The organism is Pseudomonas sp. PIC25 (assembly GCF_002286785.1).
GTDB lineage: Bacteria > Pseudomonadota > Gammaproteobacteria > Pseudomonadales > Pseudomonadaceae > Pseudomonas_M.
The window spans coordinates 18968-36442 of sequence record NZ_MUJY01000071.1 but is presented as its reverse complement, the minus strand read 5'-3'; the positions used below and the strand labels follow the sequence as shown (position 1 = coordinate 36442).

Annotated in this window: 18 protein-coding genes; 11 read left to right on the top strand and 7 right to left on the bottom strand. The window is 64.4% G+C overall.

Annotated features, from left to right (window positions below; genetic code table 11):
• Positions 1 to 358: 358 nt before the first annotated feature.
• The gene (locus BZL41_RS08730; protein ID WP_095598930.1) at positions 359 to 676 is read left to right on the top strand and encodes a hypothetical protein; all 318 of its coding nucleotides are present in this window, start codon (positions 359 to 361) and stop codon (positions 674 to 676) included.
• A gap of 110 nt (positions 677 to 786) precedes the next feature.
• Here BZL41_RS08730 and BZL41_RS08725 read toward each other — a convergent pair whose 3' ends face one another.
• A complete protein-coding gene (locus tag BZL41_RS08725; protein ID WP_095598929.1) occupies positions 787 to 1428 on the bottom strand; it encodes a TetR/AcrR family transcriptional regulator in 642 nt (213 codons plus the stop codon).
• Between the two features lie 223 nt (positions 1429 to 1651).
• Between BZL41_RS08725 and moaA the strand changes: the two genes are divergently transcribed.
• The 6 genes from moaA (at position 1652) to BZL41_RS29025 (ending at position 8552) form a co-directional block, all read left to right on the top strand.
• Entirely contained in the window at positions 1652 to 2647 is a 996-nt protein-coding gene (gene moaA, locus BZL41_RS08720; protein ID WP_095598928.1) for a GTP 3',8-cyclase MoaA, read from the top strand.
• A gap of 83 nt (positions 2648 to 2730) precedes the next feature.
• Positions 2731 to 3558: an ABC transporter substrate-binding protein gene (locus BZL41_RS08715; protein WP_095598927.1), complete on the top strand. Its 828-nt coding sequence runs from the start codon at positions 2731 to 2733 to the stop codon at positions 3556 to 3558.
• A gap of 87 nt (positions 3559 to 3645) precedes the next feature.
• Complete coding sequence (locus BZL41_RS08710; protein ID WP_095598926.1) at positions 3646 to 4242, top strand: hypothetical protein; 597 nt, start codon at positions 3646 to 3648, stop codon at positions 4240 to 4242.
• Positions 4243 to 4360: 118 nt separating this feature from the next.
• Positions 4361 to 4810, top strand: coding sequence for a PA2169 family four-helix-bundle protein (locus BZL41_RS08705; protein ID WP_095598925.1), 450 nt, complete (start codon positions 4361 to 4363; stop codon positions 4808 to 4810).
• Positions 4811 to 5135: 325 nt separating this feature from the next.
• Positions 5136 to 6482, top strand: a complete 1347-nt coding sequence (locus BZL41_RS08700) for a choice-of-anchor Q domain-containing protein (protein ID WP_095598924.1) — start codon at positions 5136 to 5138, stop codon at positions 6480 to 6482.
• Positions 6483 to 6659: 177 nt separating this feature from the next.
• Positions 6660 to 8552, top strand: coding sequence for a serine/threonine-protein kinase (locus BZL41_RS29025; protein WP_256578105.1), 1893 nt, complete (start codon positions 6660 to 6662; stop codon positions 8550 to 8552).
• Between the two features lie 11 nt (positions 8553 to 8563).
• Here the strand turns inward: BZL41_RS29025 and BZL41_RS08690 are convergent, their stop codons facing one another.
• Positions 8564 to 9085 (bottom strand): ankyrin repeat domain-containing protein, encoded by a 522-nt coding sequence (locus BZL41_RS08690; RefSeq protein ID WP_095598923.1) that lies wholly within the window; start codon positions 9083 to 9085, stop codon positions 8564 to 8566.
• Between the two features lie 105 nt (positions 9086 to 9190).
• Positions 9191 to 9388, bottom strand: coding sequence for a hypothetical protein (locus BZL41_RS08685; protein ID WP_095598922.1), 198 nt, complete (start codon positions 9386 to 9388; stop codon positions 9191 to 9193).
• Positions 9389 to 9535: 147 nt separating this feature from the next.
• Here BZL41_RS08685 and BZL41_RS08680 point away from each other — a divergent pair, with 147 nt between their 5' ends.
• Entirely contained in the window at positions 9536 to 10153 is a 618-nt protein-coding gene (locus BZL41_RS08680; protein ID WP_095598921.1) for a hemolysin III family protein, read from the top strand.
• 8 nt (positions 10154 to 10161) lie between these two features.
• On the opposite strand, the gene BZL41_RS08675 is transcribed toward BZL41_RS08680, so the two are convergent.
• A complete protein-coding gene (locus BZL41_RS08675) occupies positions 10162 to 10497 on the bottom strand; it encodes a DUF2025 family protein (protein ID WP_095598920.1) in 336 nt (111 codons plus the stop codon).
• A 173-nt stretch (positions 10498 to 10670) separates the two neighbouring features.
• Entirely contained in the window at positions 10671 to 11072 is a 402-nt protein-coding gene (locus tag BZL41_RS08670) for a VOC family protein (RefSeq protein ID WP_095598919.1), read from the bottom strand.
• A 674-nt stretch (positions 11073 to 11746) separates the two neighbouring features.
• Here BZL41_RS08670 and BZL41_RS08665 point away from each other — a divergent pair.
• Together BZL41_RS08665 and BZL41_RS08660 are read left to right on the top strand one after the other, a co-directional pair.
• Positions 11747 to 12007 carry a hypothetical protein gene (locus BZL41_RS08665; RefSeq protein ID WP_095598918.1) on the top strand — a complete coding sequence of 87 codons (261 nt, stop codon included), beginning with the start codon at positions 11747 to 11749 and terminating at the stop codon, positions 12005 to 12007.
• Positions 12008 to 12271: 264 nt separating this feature from the next.
• Positions 12272 to 13399: a hypothetical protein gene (locus BZL41_RS08660; protein WP_095598917.1), complete on the top strand. Its 1128-nt coding sequence runs from the start codon at positions 12272 to 12274 to the stop codon at positions 13397 to 13399.
• A 64-nt stretch (positions 13400 to 13463) separates the two neighbouring features.
• Here the strand turns inward: BZL41_RS08660 and BZL41_RS08655 are convergent, their stop codons facing one another.
• A complete protein-coding gene (locus tag BZL41_RS08655; protein ID WP_084336348.1) occupies positions 13464 to 13745 on the bottom strand; it encodes a peptidylprolyl isomerase in 282 nt (93 codons plus the stop codon).
• Between the two features lie 127 nt (positions 13746 to 13872).
• On the opposite strand from BZL41_RS08655, the gene fliB reads away from it, so the two are divergent.
• Entirely contained in the window at positions 13873 to 15009 is a 1137-nt protein-coding gene (fliB, locus tag BZL41_RS08650; RefSeq protein ID WP_095598916.1) for a flagellin lysine-N-methylase, read from the top strand.
• A gap of 8 nt (positions 15010 to 15017) precedes the next feature.
• Here the strand turns inward: fliB and BZL41_RS08645 are convergent, their stop codons facing one another.
• A complete protein-coding gene (locus tag BZL41_RS08645) occupies positions 15018 to 17453 on the bottom strand; it encodes a DEAD/DEAH box helicase (protein ID WP_095598915.1) in 2436 nt (811 codons plus the stop codon).
• Positions 17454 to 17475 lie beyond the last annotated feature (22 nt).

The window sequence follows — 17475 nt, the reverse complement described above, 5'->3', positions numbered from 1 at the left end:
GCCGAGCGGGAATACCAGGCGGGCTGATCGCCCTCGCGGCGGTTTCGGCCGCCCACTGTGCCCAGGCGGAGGCCTTCAACTCCTCCGGGCCAGGCAACGTTTCGATAGTGCTTCACCGGTCGTGCCTCGCTGCCGACCGGTTTTTTTTGCCCGTCTGTTATATACGGCTGCGTGCGATGGCGTTCTCAAGGGCTTGCGCAAGGAATGGCGCGTTTCTTGGGTTGAAAATGTGGTCTTTGGCACATTTGTAGTGGGATGGATGTTGCAGTATTCCGGGCTCGTCACGCAGGGCGGAGCCGTTCGGCACACCGCCAGAAGGTCGCGTTGATTCCTTTGCAGCCCACAGGGGATATCCGCCATGCCATCGACTGCCGTTCGCGACGCCATCGTCGACACCTTGTACAACCTCCAGCAAAGCTACGACCTGGTGATCACCTCCAGCCAGCCGGAGCGCGTCCACGAAGCGCTCTACCGGGCGGTGCAGGCCGTTTCCCCGAACCTTCTCAGTCGCCGCGAATATGCCGCCTTGCGCGCGGCGGCGCGGCTGCTCTGTTCGGGTCATCAGGTCGACGATCATGACTTCGAACTGCACGTCGGCCTGTCGCGGGCGGAGCTGCACCAGGCGTTGGTCAAGCTGGAGCAGCAGGAAATACCGTTCGAGCCGGAGCCGGTGTGAGGTGATCCTGATGCTTTGTCATTGCCAGGACTGGCAGAAGAGGTGCGGCTAACTCCGACGCCCCGTGAGGCGCGATTGGCCAGGGAGTGGGGCAGGGCGTTTGCCCGGCCTCAAGCACTCCTGGCCTGGCTGCCGCCTGCCGGCGCCTGCTCGACTTCGCAGCCTTTCAACACCAACCGGATGATGGTGTCGGCCGCGGCTTCGTAATCGGCGTCGTCGAGGCTGGCCTTGCCGGTGACGGTGGAGATCTGCCAGTCGAAGTCGGCGTAGGTCTGGGTCGCTGCCCAGATGCTGAACAGCAGATGGTGCGGGTCCACCTTGGCCATCAGGCCCTGGTCGATCCAGCTCTGGATGCAGGCGATGTTGTGCTTGGCCTGGCGGTTGAGCTGTTCGGTCTGCTCGGCGGACAGATGCGGCGCACCGTGCATGATCTCGCTGGCGAACACCTTGGAGGCGTAGGACAGTTCGCGGGAGATGCGGATCTTCGAGCGGATGTAGGCACGCAGCACGTCGGCGGGATGGCCCGGCTGGTTGAACGGCGCGGAGGCCTCCAGCAGCGGCTCGATGATGCTTTCCAGCACTTCGCGGTAAAGGTTTTCCTTCGACTTGAAGTAGTAATAGATGTTGGGCTTGGGCAGGCCGGCCTTGGCGGCGATGTCGCTGGTCTTGGTGGCGGCGAAACCCTTGTCGGCGAACTCTTCGCTGGCTGCGCGCAGAATGAGCTCTTTGTTGCGCTCGCGAATACTGGTCATAGGCCCTTGTCGATTCCTGGCGCCGCCCCAGCCGGGCAGCGAATCGCGGCATGCTAGCACCGGCCTTGCGCGTGGCTCAAGCCGACGGCCGGCGTACCCGGCGGGGTTCGGGCGCGGCTATCTGTTGCATTTTGTGTATACAAAAAGGCAAAATTCTGTTTCCATTTGTGGCGTTGCGGCCTGAATGCCCTTTCCGGCTCCTTGAGTAGTGAGGAGAACCGCCATGAGCGACACCCACCTGATCGATCCCTTCGGTCGGCGCATCAGTTACCTGCGTTTGTCGGTTACCGACCGCTGCGACTTCCGTTGCACCTATTGCATGAGCGAAGACATGGTCTTCGCCCCGCGCGCGCAGATCCTCAGCCTGGAAGAGCTCTACGCGGTGGCCGACGCCTTCATCGGCCTCGGCGTGCGACGCATCCGCGTGACCGGCGGAGAGCCGCTGGTGCGCAAGGGCTTGCTCGGTTTGCTCGGACAACTGGGGGTGCGCGTCGAACTGGACGACCTGGCGATCACCACCAACGGCTCGCAGCTTGGTCACATGGCCGCCGACCTGCGCCGTGCGGGGGTCCGCCGCCTGAACATCAGCCTCGACTCCCTGCGCCGCGACCGTTTTGCCGCGTTCACCCGCCGAGACCGTCTCGCCCAGGTATTGGAGGGCATCGATGCGGCGCGTGCCGCCGGCTTCAGCCGGATCAAGCTCAACAGCGTGGTGCAGAAGGGCCGCAACGACGACGAAGTGCAGGACCTGGTCGCCTTCGCCGTGGAAAAGGGCCTGGACATCAGCTTTATCGAAGAAATGCCGCTGGGCTCGGTATCCAGCCACGAACGCAAGACCACCCTGTGTACCAGCGACGAGGTTCGCGCGCTGGTGGAACAACGCTTCCAACTGTTGCCCAGCAGCCATCGTACCGGTGGCCCGTCGCGCTACTGGCAGGTCCTGGGCAGCGGCACCCAGGTCGGTTTCATCTCGCCCCACAGCCGCAATTTCTGCGGCGATTGCAACCGCGTGCGGGTCACCGCCGAGGGCAAGCTGGTGCTTTGCCTCGGGCATGAGGGTGCTCTCGATCTCAAGCGCCTGCTGCGCCGTCATCCGGGCGACGGCGAACGGCTGCGTGCCGCGCTGATCGATGCGTTGCGGCTGAAGCCGGAGCGCCATCACTTCTCCGCCGACGAGCAGGTGCAGGTGGTGAGGTTCATGAGCATGACCGGCGGCTGATCGCCGCTCATTCCGTCCCCGCTTCTTTGGCCGCATCGCCGTGCGGTCTCCGTCTCGACAATAACAATCAATCGGGAGGCATCGTGACGCCCAAGGCTTTCTGCAGTCTGTTCATTCTTTCCCTGGCGGCCGGTCATGCGGCGGCGCAGACCTACGTGGTTGGCGTCGAGCAAGCGGCGTTCGCGCCGCATTACAAGGTCGATGCGCACGGGGAATACCAGGGCTTCGCCCGCGAGCTGCTCGACCTGTTCGCCCGCGACAGCGGCGTGCAGGTGACCTATCGGCCTCTGCCGGTAGCGGAGTTGCAACAGGCTTTGCTGGACGGAAGCATCGACCTCAAGTACCCCGACAGCCCGGAGTGGGCCGGCCCCGCCAAGGCCGGTCGCGCGCTGTACTACAGCCGGCCGGTGGTGCATTACGTGGACGGTGTGCTGGTGGCGCCCCGGCGGGTGGGGCAGGGTGTCGATAAGCTCGAACGCCTGGCCCTGGTGGAGGGCTGGACGCCCACCGCCTATCGCGAGCGCATCGCCAGCGGGCAGACCGTCCTGGTGCACAGTGCCGACCTGCGCCAGATGATTCGCCAGGCCCTGCACAAGGACAGCGATGGCGCCTACTACAACGTGGTGGTGGCCACGCACTACCTCGACCATATCCGGGCCCGGCCCGGCGCACTGGTCTTCGACCCCGCGCTGCCCCACACCCGGGGCAGTTTCCATCTCGCCAGCATGCGCCATCCAGCGCTGATCGAGCGTTTCGACCGCTTCCTGGCCGAGCGCCACGATGCCATAGCCGCCCTCAAGCAGGCGCACGGCGTGGAGGCCAACCTGGATTCGGAATTCCTCGGCATGGAGCAGTGGAAGATCGACTTTCTCAAACGGCAGCAGGCCAGGCAGGCGACCGGCGCGCCATGACGCCGGATAAAGCGAAGCGGGTGATTCATGTTGGTGCGCGGCTATGGCATGCTCCGCCGCCATTGATGGACCGACAGGGATGTTTCGATGTGCCATGTGATGAAGTGCGTGGTCGCGTTCGTGGTTGCGTGCCTGCTCGCGGCTTGCAGCATGGGCAGCGATCTGGGCGAAGATGAGCGCGGTTTGCTGCTGACGGAGCAGGAATTCCGGGATTTCGGCGTGGAACTGGCGCCCGCCCGCTCCGGGCGCTTCCACAAGACGATGACCTACGCCGGCCAGGGGGTGGAACTGTCCTACGAGCAGTCGGGCGCTGGCGACTTCTACCTGATCAACAGCTTCAACCGGCATTTCACCGCCCAGTCGTCTCTGGGCGATGCCACTGGCTGGGAGCTGGGTTTCGTGCTCGGGCGCCAGCTCAGCGACCTGGAGAGGACGCCGATCGAGCTGACCCATCGCTATGGCGAGGGGGCGCGGCTCTATCTGCTGACCCTTCACGGTCGTCCCATCGGCAACATGTTTTCCTTCTGGGATGGCCGCAAGACCTACATGGCGCTCTTCACCGGCGTCTATTTCCAGGACCCGGACCTGTTCGACGCTTTCATCCGCGACAAGGTCGCACGCATGCAGGCTTACGAGCCGCCTTCGGTGCTCGCCTATTTCCATGGCCTGACCGGGAGCGAATGACCCGTCCCTCCCATCGGAGGTCCCTGAACCTTTCCCGAAAACGGGTAGTCCACCCTAACAGGCGGCCGGACCAGAGCGGTTTGGCCGATGAGCACCTTCTGATTCAGAGGAGAGCGAAATGGACAACAAAGACGTGATTTCGGTACTCAATGACTTGATCGAGACCTGCAAAGACGGTGAGAAAGGCTTTCGTGAGTGCGCCGAAGGGATCAGGAACACCCAGCTGAAAAGCACTTTCAGCCAGCGGGCCCTGGGTTGCGCCGAGGCGGCGCGCGAACTGCAGGAGATGGTTCGTTCGCTGGGCGGCGAGCCCGAAACCCATTCGAGCATCGCCGGCAATCTGCACCGGCGCTGGGTCGACCTGAAATCCATGATCACCGGCAAGAGCGACGAAGCCATTCTCAACGAATGCGAACGTGGCGAGGACGTGGCGCTGAAGGCCTACCGCGAAGCGTTGGAGAAAGACCTGCCGGCCAACGTGCGCCTGCTGGTGGAAAAACAGTACCAGGGCGTGCAGCGCAACCATGACGAGGTCAAGGCTCTGCGCAATCTGGCCCGCGCCAGCTGATCCGGCCGTGGGGGCTAATTCATTCGTGAACCGGCTGCTGGCCGTTCGCGAATGAATTCGCTCCCACCCGGAGATTCATAGGGAGGGCGAACTCTCCTCGCGAAACGAACAGTTTTCGCCAGCAGAGCTGGCTCCTACGAAAAGCGGTATGCGTATCAGCCTGGCAACCAGGCGACGGCCGGTGGCCGCTTCCGAAGAACCCCTCCATCCTCCGTCGGTCTACGTAGAGCCGGCCGGCCATCCCGACCCGCCGGCCAACCTCGTTGTCTGCCGGAAGCCGGGCAGTCTCCGACAAGGAATCTTTCACTTGGATGGAGCCTGTGCCATGCCCGCATTCCCCTTCTTCCGCGCCCTGGGCGCACTCTGCCTGAGCGCTCCGTTCGCGGCGTCCGCCGCGGACTTCGTCGTCGACAAGACCAGCGACAGTTTCGACCCCGGCTGTACCACGGCCTGTTCTCTGCGTGAAACGCTCTACCGGGCCAACGCCATGCCCGGTTCGCACCGCGTCATCCTGCGCGAGGCCACCTACAGCCTGACCTTGCCCGACCCTGTCTGGAATCCCGACGAAGACCCCGACCCCGATGAGGACGACGGTGTGCGGGGCGACCTGGATATCCGGGGTGACATCACCCTGGTCGGTGCGTCGCAGGATGGCTCCGTCATCCAGGGCAGCACCGAGCGGCTGATCGAAGTGCTTCCGGGCGCGCGGTTGCAGCTGCGCCGGTTGACCCTGCGTGACGGCCTGGCCGATACCTACGGCGGTGCCGTTCGCAACGATGGGGAAACCGTCGTGCACCGGGTCAGCTTCCTGAGCAACCGTGCCGATGCCGGTATCCAGGGGCAGGGCGGGGCCGTCGCCAACTTCGCCAGCCTGAGCGTCAGTCACGCCCTGTTCGAGGGCAACAACTCCAACGGAGACGAGGGCTTCTTCGGTCGCGGCGGCGCGATTTTCAACCGGGGCGACCTGCTGCTGCGCGACAGCACCCTGCGCCGCAACAGCGTGACCGACAGCGATGGTGACTACGGCCAGGGTGGCGCGCTGTATAACGAAGGCGTCGCCGACGTGGCCCGCACCACCTTCGTCGACAACACGGCGGGCGTGCCTCTGTTCGGTGGAGGCGGCAGCGCCATCGCCAATCGTGCCGGTGGCCGACTGTTGCTGACCAACAGTACCCTCAGCGGTAATCAAGGTATCGAAACCAACGGGGTGCTGACCAATGGCTTCGCCCGTTTTGCCGAGGATGCCAACGTCCAGGCACGCCTGGTCAATGTGACCATCGCCGGCAACGACGGGCTGGGCGTGAGCAACAGCGGCAACCTGCTGATCCGCAACAGCCTGATTGCCGGCAACCGGCTCGACGGATCGCCGGCCAACTGCGCGACACTCGGCACCTACCGGGCCATCGGGCTGCTGCTCGGCGGCGACACCGGCAACTGCACCGCCGACGTGCTGGTGGACGATGCGCTGACGTTCCGCAAGGTCCTGCACGTGCTGTCGAACAACAAAGGCACGACACAGACTCATGCGCTGCGCAAGGGCAGCCCGGCATTGGATATTGGCATCGGCAGTTGCACCCGCCACGACCAGCGCGGCGTACCCCGCCCGCAGGATGGCGATGGAGACGGGGTGGCACTGTGCGACCTGGGCGCCTACGAGCGTATCCGCCCCTGATCGATGCGATAAACGTGACGTTCGTTACAGGTTCCGCCATTCACACACGTTGGATGGCGGCACCTGGGAACTATCGAAAAGTGGATCTCTCTTACTAACTCAGGTCGGAGACGAACAGGCAGTACAGGGTCCGGCTTGCCGAGAAATCAATCACCGGACGCGCGCGCGGATTCTTCCATGGACGTGAGATTACCCGAGATACCCGGCTATATCGTGCATAGCCGGTTGGGCACTGGGGGGATGGCCGAAGTCTTCCTGGCGACCCAGGAGTCGCTGCATCGCAAAGTGGCGGTCAAGGTGCTGCTCAGCGCCAACGACGAAGCGTTCAATAAGCGTTTCATCCGCGAGGGCCACATCGTCGCCTCGCTGCGCCACCCCTCGATCATCACCATCCACGACATCGACAAACTGGCCGATGGCCGCTATTACCTGGCCATGGAATACGTGGGCGGCGGCGACCTGTCCCAGCGCAAGGGGGAAATCTTCCATCCGAAGCGGGCGCTGGACATCGTCCGCCAGATCGCCACGGGGCTCGCCGTGGTGCACGAGCACGGCATGATCCACCGCGACGTCAAGCCGGCGAACATCCTCTTTCGCGACGACGGCTCGGTGGTGATCACCGATTTCGGCATCGCCAAGGCGCTGGAAATGGACAGCGAGCTGACCGGTATCGGCATCGCCATCGGCAGTCCGGCCTACAGCAGTCCCGAGCAGACCCAGTGCTTGCCTCTGGATGCGCGCACCGACATCTACAGCCTGGGCGTGGTGCTCCAGGAAATGCTCACCGGGGTCAATCCGTTCCGCGGCCCCAGCTACACCCAGACGGTCATGAACCACGTGCAGATGGAGCCGCCGCCCTTGCCGATCCATCTGGTCGCCTACCAGCCGCTTCTCGACCGCATGCTGGCTAAGCGCCCCGACGAACGCTTCACCAGTTGCCGCGCGTTGTTGCAGGCGTTGGATGAGCTGGGAAATGTCGATGTGGACGCGACCCGTTTCGTTCCGCTGCCCACTACGCCACCCATGCCGGCTGTCGTGACGCCTGTTGCGGAGCCGGCACCAGAGCTGGAGCGTATCGCCGAGCCTGAGCCCGAACCGGAAGTCGACCCGGAGCCCACGCCGGAATTCGGGCAAGCGGCCATTGCCGAACCGGAGCGAGAGCCGGAGCCTGAAATCGAGCCCGAGCCCGAGCCCGAGCCCGAGCCCGAGCCCGAGCCGATAGTCGAATCGGCAGAACCGGAAGCGGAGTCCGAAGCCATCGTTCCTTCGACGGAGTCGGAGGACGCGCCGCCTCCGTCCGATCTGGAGCCGAGCTGGGGCATCGAGCCTGAGCTTGAGCCGGAGTCCGAACCCGAACCCGAACCTGTGCCCGTTGCCCGGAGCGAACGGGCACACCGTCCGGCCATGTTCTGGCTGGCCTGGGCCCTAGGCGGATTGTTGCTGGTCGCCGGCGCGAGCAGTGCCGGTCTCTACGTGCATCAGCGGATGAAAATTGCCGACCTGCTGGAGCAGGGCGAGCAGCGCCTGGCCGATGGCCACCTGGTAGAGCCCTTGGAAGACAACGCCGAGCACTTCTTCCGTCAGGTCCTGCTGATCGACGAAGGCAATCAGGAGGCCGAGCAGGGATTGCAGCGGGTTCGGCAGGCGCGCATCGACGGCTACCTGCGCCTGGCCGAACAGCGCTTCGTCGAAGAGCACTGGCTGGCCCCCGACGACGACAGTGCGGTCTTCTACTTCCGCCAGGCCCTGGCGCTCGACCCGGCCCAGCCCCAGGCGTTGGATGGCCTGAATCGGGTGGCGCTGGTCTATGGCAGGCTCAGCGAGGAGGCCTATCGACGGCGCGACTACGACCTGGCGCGGGCCTACATCAAACACGGCCTGGAGGCGCGGCCGGACAGCCCGGAGCTGCTTAAGCTGTGGGATAGCCACGAACAACGCATGCGCCGGGGGCAGGCGGCGGCGCGGCCGGATGTCGAGCCCGCTGCGGCTCCGGTCGAGCCGGAGGTGGCGAACGAGCCGGAGGAGCCGAAACCGAACGTCTTCAAACGCTTCTGGAACAGCATTTTCTAGCGGCTCGCCGCTCAACTGGCATACAGCAATCGCTCGGCGGCCTTGAGGGCGCCCATGCGCTGGGCGGCGTCCAGCGGGGTGAGGCCGTTGGCATCGCGATGCTGCGGATCGGCGCCATGCGCCAGCAGCAGGTCGATCGCCTCGACCCGGTCGAAGAGGGCGGCGATCGCCAGCGCCGTCTTGCCATCCGGCGTCGTGCCGTTCACGTCGGCGTTGTGTTCCAGCAGCAACTGGATCATCGGCAGGTCGCCCTTGAACGCCGCGCCGGCCAGGGGCGTCTGTCCGCTCTGGTTGCGCAGGTCCGGGTCGGCGCCGTGCGCCAGCAATATCTGGCTGGTCTGCAGATGACCATGGTAGCTGGCCAGCATGAGCAGGCTGTCGCCGCGGTGGTTGCGCAGGTCCGGCGGCAGGCCCTGTTCCAGCAACGTGGCCAGCGCCGCGCTGTCCCCGCTGCGGGCGTAATCGAACACGCGGGCAGCGAAGTCCAGGGTTTCGTCGTCGAGCTGGGAGGGTTCGTACGCTCTGGCAGTCATGCTATGGCTCCTGTGCAATCGGTGCTCCGAGCATAACGATGGCCCCTCCGAGCGCCTCATTGGCATTCTCGATGGGGTCGATTGGTTCGCGAAATCTCTGTGTGGTTAATCACTCGATTGTGCGGCCAGCCGCTCCAGTTCGCGGCGTACCATGGCGACATACTCCGCTGGACTCAGCCGGTACAGCTCCGTGGCGACCCAGGCCAGCCAGCGCCCGCCCAGGGCTTCGCGCTGCGCCAGCAGACGCATAGCCTCGGCATGTGCCTGTTCGGCGTGTTCACGGTGAAAGTCGCTACGGCCCATCATCGATCTCCTCTGGCCAGGTTCGGCGTACCAGCATACCCCTGGCGAGGAGCCTGAGATTCTGGCGGCACATCTTTCGGCGTGCTACAGACGCGAATATCTCGGGTATCGTGCCCGGCTGAATGAATGAACAAGGGTTTGCAACACATGTATCACGGGGAACGCTTCAACGCCTGGACCCATCTGGTCGGCGCCGTGCTGGCGACGATCGGCGCGGTATGGCTGCTGGTGCTGGCCGGTCTCGACGGCGACCCGCGCAAGATCGTCGGTGTCGCCATCTACGGTTTTTCGCTGGTAGTGCTGTACAGCATTTCGACGCTGTACCACAGCCTACGCGGACGGGCCAAGGTGGTCCTGCGCAAGCTCGACCACCTGTCCATCTACCTGATGATCGCCGGCAGCTACACACCGTTCTGCCTGGTGACTCTGCAGGGCACCTGGGGTTGGACGCTGTTCGGCATCGTCTGGGGCCTGGCGGTAATCGGCATGCTGCAGGAAATCAAGCCGCGCTCGGAAGCGCGCATTCTCTCCATCGTCATCTACGCAGTGATGGGCTGGATCGTACTGATCGCCGTCGACCCGTTGATCGACGCCTTGGGCACCCCCGGCTTCCTCTGGCTGGCCAGCGGCGGGGTGGCCTATACCGTGGGCATCCTGTTCTTCGCCTACGACAGCCGCTTCCGCCACTGGCACGGCATCTGGCACCTGTTCGTCATCGCCGGCAGCCTGCTGCACTTCGTGGCGGTGTGGCGCTACGTCCTGTAGAGGTCGGTTCAACCGGCATCTGCCCGGAGCACCTGGCGGCGGGCGAGAATCTCCGGCAGGTCTTCGCGGCGCAGGTAAGTGAGCAGCGGTTCGCCGAGATCCAGGCGGTCGTTGATGTTCTGCTCCAGCAACAGGCGAATCCGCTCTCGGCTGAGGCGCGCCACGTCGCCTTCTGCTGGGCACCAGACGAACTCGCAGGCCAGGGCGATGCTGTCTTCGTCGACGTCCATGCCGAACGAGTCCTCGCTGAAGCGGACGATGTGCTTGCCGGTCTTGCGGTTAAAACCGACGAATCCCTTGAGGCGGTCGGCAGCGGCGCAGATGTCGGCGGATGTGATGGCCATGGGTAAACCTCGCTGTGGGGCGATAGGGAAGGTTTACACACAAAGCAGATGCGACGCGTTCTGCCGGGCGTCGTCGGGCGGCAGTGTAAGCGCTGGGTTGGGGCAGGGGATGCGGCGAATTGTCCCGGAGCGTTCGCGGAGCCGGGTGGTGCTGCGAACGCTCCAGGTACCCGTCACTGTTCCGGTGCCTGCGCCATCGCAACCAGTTCCCAGATGTGCCCATCCAGATCCTCGAAACCATGCTGGTACATGAAGCCGTGGTCCTGCGGCTCGTGGTAGGTCCGCCCGCCAGCCGCCACGGCTTTTTCCACCATGCCGTCGACCTCGGCACGGTCCGGCAGCGACAGGCACACCAGCACTTCGGTAGCTTTCCGTGCATCGCACAGCGGCTTCGGGGTGAAGCCCTGGAATTTCTCTTCCACCAGCAACATTACGTAGATGTGCTCGGCCACGATCATGCAGGTGGCGGTCTCATCGGTGTATTCGGGATTGAAGGTAAAGCCCAGCCGGGTGAAGAACGCAATGGACTGCTGCAGGTTCCTGACGGGCAGGTTGACGAAAATGTCGGTCACCATGGAAAAACTCCTTGTGTGGGGGGCGCCGATATCGGGGCGGTTCGTATCATTGTCGAACCGCGAGGGCGGCAATCGACAACGGGGTGAAAAAACTCTTGTTGCTGGAACGTCCTGCGTCAAACGATTACTGAGTTTCGCGGCCCTTCTTGTTTCGCCCCCGGGCGAGTTACTTCTGGCAGTGGCCCCAGAACGTAACCAAGAGGGCTTGCCCCGCCATGCTTCGCTCGACTTCCTTCCCTCCCTCCATCGCCGCTCCGGGGGCACGACCTCGGCGGCCCCCTACACGACGATTCCGCCCGGCCTCCTGACGGGGCGTCGGAGTTGGCCGAACCTCTTCTGCAAGTCTTGGCAACGACAAAGCATCAGGATCACTTCGCCATGCCTGGCGGCGCGACTTCCCTCTGCCCTTCAAGGGGGAGAGGGGTTGCGTTGCACAGCGAAAAGGTCGTGCTAGAGAGCTTCATCCAATAGCTAACGCAGGCAGAACCAAAAACCTCACCGGTACGTCCAGACCACCGGCACTCCACGAAGGCCGATCGGGGTGTACCCTCCCAAGACGGCCTGGGCGTTATCGCGTACCGGGCCGTTGGCGCGATTCGCCAACTTGCCACAGGGGGACAACCTGGCCGAGCCACCGTGATGTGGCAGAGCCCTCAGCAATGTGAGGTGAGCCAATGAGCACGATGCACTGCACCTACCGCGACTACATCATCACTGCCGAGGTCCTGCAGTATGCGGGCAGCCCGACGCCCTGGGCCGGCGGATGCCGCATCACCGATACCGAGGGGCGGACCACGCGGCGCTTCCCGTTGCCCCTGGACCACGCCTTCCTGGCCGACCTGGAAAAAGCCCAGCACGCTTCCATCGCTCATGGAAAATGGCTGGTCGACCAGTGCCTCGACCACGGCAGGGCGCTATACGCCCAGGCGGCATGAGCCGAAGGGGCAGGTGTCTAGCCTGCCCCGTTTCTCCTCTGCACATCGTCCTGTCCGTGGCGGTGCCACCCTGCCAAAACCTTTATGGTTGGCAGTTCTGATGTGCAGTTGCTATCAGATACCGAAGAAATCCGTCACGACTCCCCAGTGCTGAACTAAGTTAGCCAACTTCTCGGACAAATACTGTAGCGGCAGGCCTCGTCGGTAACCCGTCGTGGGTTCCCCGAACGCTCGGTCCCTGTTGCCATTCAGGTACGGTCAGCGATGAAGTCGGAAAGTCAGATCCTCTATTTTTGCCATGGCGATCAACGCAACCATCGCCTCGAAACCAAGTTTTCCATTCTCACCGCATTGGCGCGTCTGGGACGGGAGCGCAGCTCCATTCCCATCCGGGTGATGACGGACGTGCCCCGGCATTTCTCCGGTTGGCCGGTCGAAATCGTTTCGCTGTCCCGTGAGGTCCTGGACAGGTGGCTGGGGGAGGGGCGATGCATCTATCGGCGCAAGGCCTGTGTCATGGAAATGGGGCTGGAATACGCCGAGAAGACACTGTTCATGGACACGGACACGTTCTTCCTCGCCGACCCATCGACCTTGCTGGCCAATATCGACCATGACACCTGCGTGGTGGATGAAGTCCGGCATACCTGGGGCGAAGCCATGCACTTGCCCGAATATGCCGGCCTGGTCGCGGGGCTCGTTACCCAGGGCGGCATGCCGGCGCATGATCTCAGATTGTGCGCGTCCGGCGTCTACGGCCTCGCCGCCAGCAACCGCCCCTTGGTGCGGGATGCCATCCGCCGCCTGGATCGCTGGCAGACCTTCGGCATCGCCGACAGCGTGGTCGGGCAGATCGCCCTGTCCTTTTCGCTCTACTGCAAGACCCTGATCGAGGCGAAGAAAAGCATTCGCCACTATTCCGCGTCGAAGCGCTTCTTCCACGAAATGATTTCGGTGTTCTTCGAGATGTACGGCGAGCGGTACACGCCGGAACTCATCGACCTCTGCCTAGACGTTCCCACCGAAAAACCCCGCCCGTCCCCCCTGGACAAGCTTCAGGCCAAGTGGAAGCTGCGTACCCTGCAAGAGCCCTTGCGCGAGGTCGGACGCAGCCTGGCTTTTGGCTGTGCCATGCCGGACAACCCCTATGCCCTGGCCTGCAAACGCACCTGGTGGAGCGATGCCCTGGAACTCCTACGCTCCCGGAACGCCCCGGAACTGATGGCATTCCAGCAGGGGCGCTGGCCGAACAGCCTTGCACTGTCGTTGACACCGAAGGAGAAGGAGGAAATCACCGAATTCTTCCAGGCGAAGCTCGCGCCTGCGCGGTTCACGGGGATTCAGGTGCGTGTCGATGACTCGTTGCCGGGCCTGGGGGCGTCGGCTTCTTAGGCGAGGCTTCTGCCTAGCGGCGGCGCCTCTCTTCGAATGAGACGAGGCGCCTTGCCGATCGTGATCAATCCTGCCGGCTGGTCACTTCCAGCAGGTGGTAGCCGAACTGTGTCTTCACCGGGCCCTGGACGACGTTCAGCGGGGCGCTGAATACCACGGTGTCGAATTCCTTGACCATCTGGCCCGGGCCGAACGAACCGAGATCGCCGCCGTTGCGGCTGGAGGGGCAGGTGGAGTGTTCGCGGGCGACCTGGGCGAAGTCGGCGCCGGCTTCGATGGCGGCTTTCAGTTCGTTGCACTTGGCTTCGCTGGAAACCAGGATGTGACGGGCAGTGGCGCGGGCCATGGGGTATCTCCTTGGAAGAAACGCACAGCCTAGCGTAAACCGGCGATTGGTCAACGTCGCGGCATGGAACCCTTTTCCCTGGGAGCCCACCCATCTTCCAGGCTCGAAACAGGACCCGGAGCGTACCGTGGGCACACTATCCGTCGACGTTTTCAACTATGTGCAGCGTTTTGCCTGTCTGGTGGATCGCTGCGAAGACACCTGCTGCAAGGATTGGCGCATTTCCGTCAGCGAGCGCGATCGGGGCCTGTTCGGCCAGGCGCTGCCGCTCTACGAAAATCTGATCGTCAAGGATTCGGATGGCTACCAGATCGCCAAGGGGCCCGATGGCCACTGCGTCGCCCTGACAGGCGGAGCCTGCAAGGTGCATGCGCAGCACGGCGAGAAGGCCCTTTCCAATATCTGCGCCAATTTCCCGCGCATGTTCCGCCTGATCAACGGTTCGCTGGTGAAGGCGGCGAGCATGGGCTGCCCTGAAATCGCCCGTCTGTGCCTCTACGGTGAAGACCCGTTCCGCCTGGAAGAAGCCCAGCAGGACGATTTCCATCTCGGCGATGTGCGCGACCAGTCGTTCGAAGACTTGCAGGTCGCCGATCGACGCACGGTGGTGAGAGCGCTTCTGGACCTGGTGCTGGATTCCGGGACGAGCGTCGATCAGGCACTGATGCGGGGATTCACTCTGGCCGAGCGGCTGGAGCCCCTGCCTCATTCCCAGTGGGCCGGGGCGATTCCCCGCCTGCTGGCCGAAGCCGGTTCGCTGGCGATCCCGGCCGAGCCGCTCGCCGCCGACCCGCTGCTGGAGGTGCTGGCAGAGGCCGTCCAGCAGCCCAAGGTGGCGGAAACCTTGCGCCGTCGTGCCGCTACGCTGTCGTCGGGCGACGAATACCGCGTCCTTTACCAGGGCGAGGTGCGCAGTGCACTCAATGCGATCCTGAAGCGCTTCATCGCGGCGGAAATGACCCGCACCGGCTTTCCGTTCGTTTCCACCACCAGCGCCGGACAGGACTATGGTCTGAATCTGGTCGAATGGGCCGCGAACCTGGCCATCAGGACCCTGACCCTGCGCCACCTGCTGTTGGCCCATGTCGATCCGGAAACGGAGAGGGCGCCGGAGCCCGCCGTCGTCGTCGAGGTGGTGTACCGCTTCTGCCGGGCGGTCAGCCACAGCCCGGCTGTCCCGGCGGAAAAGGCGCTGCGCCAGGCCATCGGCGAACGCGGTGCGGGTTATCTGGCTGCCTTGATTGCGGTGCTGCCGGAGGGCTGAGGCCCGTCTCAGTGGCGTTCGCGCCAGCAGCTCTCGCAGAGGCGGAATTGACGGCTCAGCACCGGCATCGGCCGGCCACATTTTCCACAATTGCGCGCATCGCCGCCGATGCGCCGGTGGTCGCCGCGACGGGGTTTGCGCCGGCGTGACAGCTCGCGGGTGATCGCCTCGTTGAGCAGGTGGCGATGCTCTTCGGCCCGCTCCAGGGCGGGGAACTGGTCCGGCAGCGTCCGCGCCAGATGCAGGTAGGTCTCGATGATGTGCAGCGCGCTTTCCAGGCTGGCGAGGTCGGCTTCGAGGAACAGCCGCGGCAGCTCGATCGCCTCGCCTTGGGCCACTTGTCTCAGCCAGCGCTGGGCCAGGCTGCTGGCCGGGCTGTCCAGGCCGCCGCGGATCGGCGTGCAGGCGAAGACCCAGCGCAGCCACAACGGGGTGTCAGGCAGGTCGATCAGCTTGATCCACTCGGCCAGTTCGTCCGGCAGCACCGAGATGAAGGACTCACCGTAGTTGATGTTGCGGTTGAAGGTCAGCCAGGCGCGCAGCAGGCTGGGCTCGTTCATCAGGCCGGAGATCGCCGCCAGGTGGTCGATGGACGGGCGGACCTGGAACTGGGCGAGGTCGATCGGCTGGTCCGGGCTGTTGAACAGCCGGCGGATCGATTTCAGCACCTGTGGGTCCAGCGCGGTGATGCAGCCCTGGTCGTGATGACCGAAGCGCCCGGCGCGCCCGCCGATCTGCTTGACCTCCTGCACGCCGAGCTGACGGGTCTGGAGACCGTCGAACTTCTCGTCGGTGTAGAAGCACAGCGTATGCGCCGGCAGGTTCAGGCCCATGCCCACCGCGTCGGTGGCCACCATGATGTCCGCCTCGCCTTCGCGAAAGCGCCGGGCCTGCTCGCGGCGCACTTCCGGCGAGAGCGCGCCGTAGACCACCGAGACCGTCTTGCCGGACATCTCCAGCAGCGCCTTCAGCTCCAGTACCGTGCGCCGGCTGAAGGCCACCAGCAGGGAGCCGGGTTCCAAGTGCTTGAGGGTAGTGGCATGGCGTGCCACATCCACCGGCGAGAGGCGCTTGGTGCGTTTCACCTCCAGGCGATCCTCGCAGAGTGCGCAGAGGGTGCGCAGTGAGGGTTCGATCAGCGCCGGTCCGGTCATCAGCACCGTCGGCGCATAGGCGCTCACCAGTGCATCGACCCAGGCCCAGCCGCGCTGGGCGTCGGCGAGCATCTGCACTTCGTCGATCACCACCACATCCCAATGCTGCTGGCGGAAGCGGGCGAACTCTTCCACGGTGCAGCAGAAGTGGGTCGCGCCTTCGCGAATGATTTCCTCCTCGCCGGTCACCAGCGAGCAGGGCACCCCCATGGCTTCGATGCGCTCCTGGTTCTCCAGCGCCATCAGGCGCAGCGGCGACAGGTAGATGCCATGGGTGACCCGGGTCATCGCTTCGATGGCCCGGTGCGTCTTGCCGCTGTTGGTCGGGCCGAGCAGGGCGGTCCATTGGCGGGTCAGGCGCCGGGCCGGGTAGAGCTTGTGGTAGTGCATGAAGCGCGGATCGCTCGTCAGCAGCTCGGCGAAGGCTATCTTCTCGCGGTGATCGCGGATCGCCGTGCGCAGCGCCCGGCGCAGCTTGCCCGGCTCCAGTTGGAAGATCTCCATCAACCGCCTGTGCCCGAGCAGGCGGAGGTCGAAATCGCCGGCCTCTTCCCGCAGCAGGGCGAACTTGTCCTCCAGTTCACGACGGTCGACGGCCTTCAGCTCGCGGATTTCCTCGTCGTCGAGCACATGACCCTGGCCCGGCGGAATGCGCCGTTGCAGCTCCAAAGCAAGATCGCCATGCCGCAGTTCGACCACGTAGCGCAGCTCATGGCGGACCTCGTTGATGGTGTCCACGGCCACCGCGAGAAAATCGTCCAGCCGTGCCAGGGCGGGGCGCATCCGCTCCAGTACGCGGGCGCGGTCCGCTACCGGCAGCGCCAGGAGAGCCGGTTCGAGGCGCTTCAGCCGGCCCCGCACTTTCGTCTCGACCTGTCGGCACACGTGCTTGGCGAAGGCGTCGGCAGAATCGCTGTCGGCCAGCGCCAGGGCCCAGTCCGGGTCCAGCAGGCTTTGTACCGGGCCGCAGTCGAAGGTCTTCTCCACCTCGAACAGGTCCACGGTGCAGTGAAAGCCGTTGCGGTCGTTGGCCAGTACCCGCCAGAGCAGGCTCTGCGGTTCCGGTGCCTGCAGGGTCGCGTCTACCGCAGGTGCTTCCAGCCCCAGCCAGAAGGCTTTGGCCGCACGGCCGAACTGCGGATATGGGTAGCCGATATAGGGCGTGAACCATTGTTCCTGATGGTTCTTCTTCGCCACGAAGTCCGGGTAGGTCGCCGAGGCCCAGGCGAGGAAGCGCCGGAGCCGTTCGAGGCGAATGGCCTTGCGCTGCTGGTATTCGCCCTTCGACATGATCGACGCCTCCACTGATCAC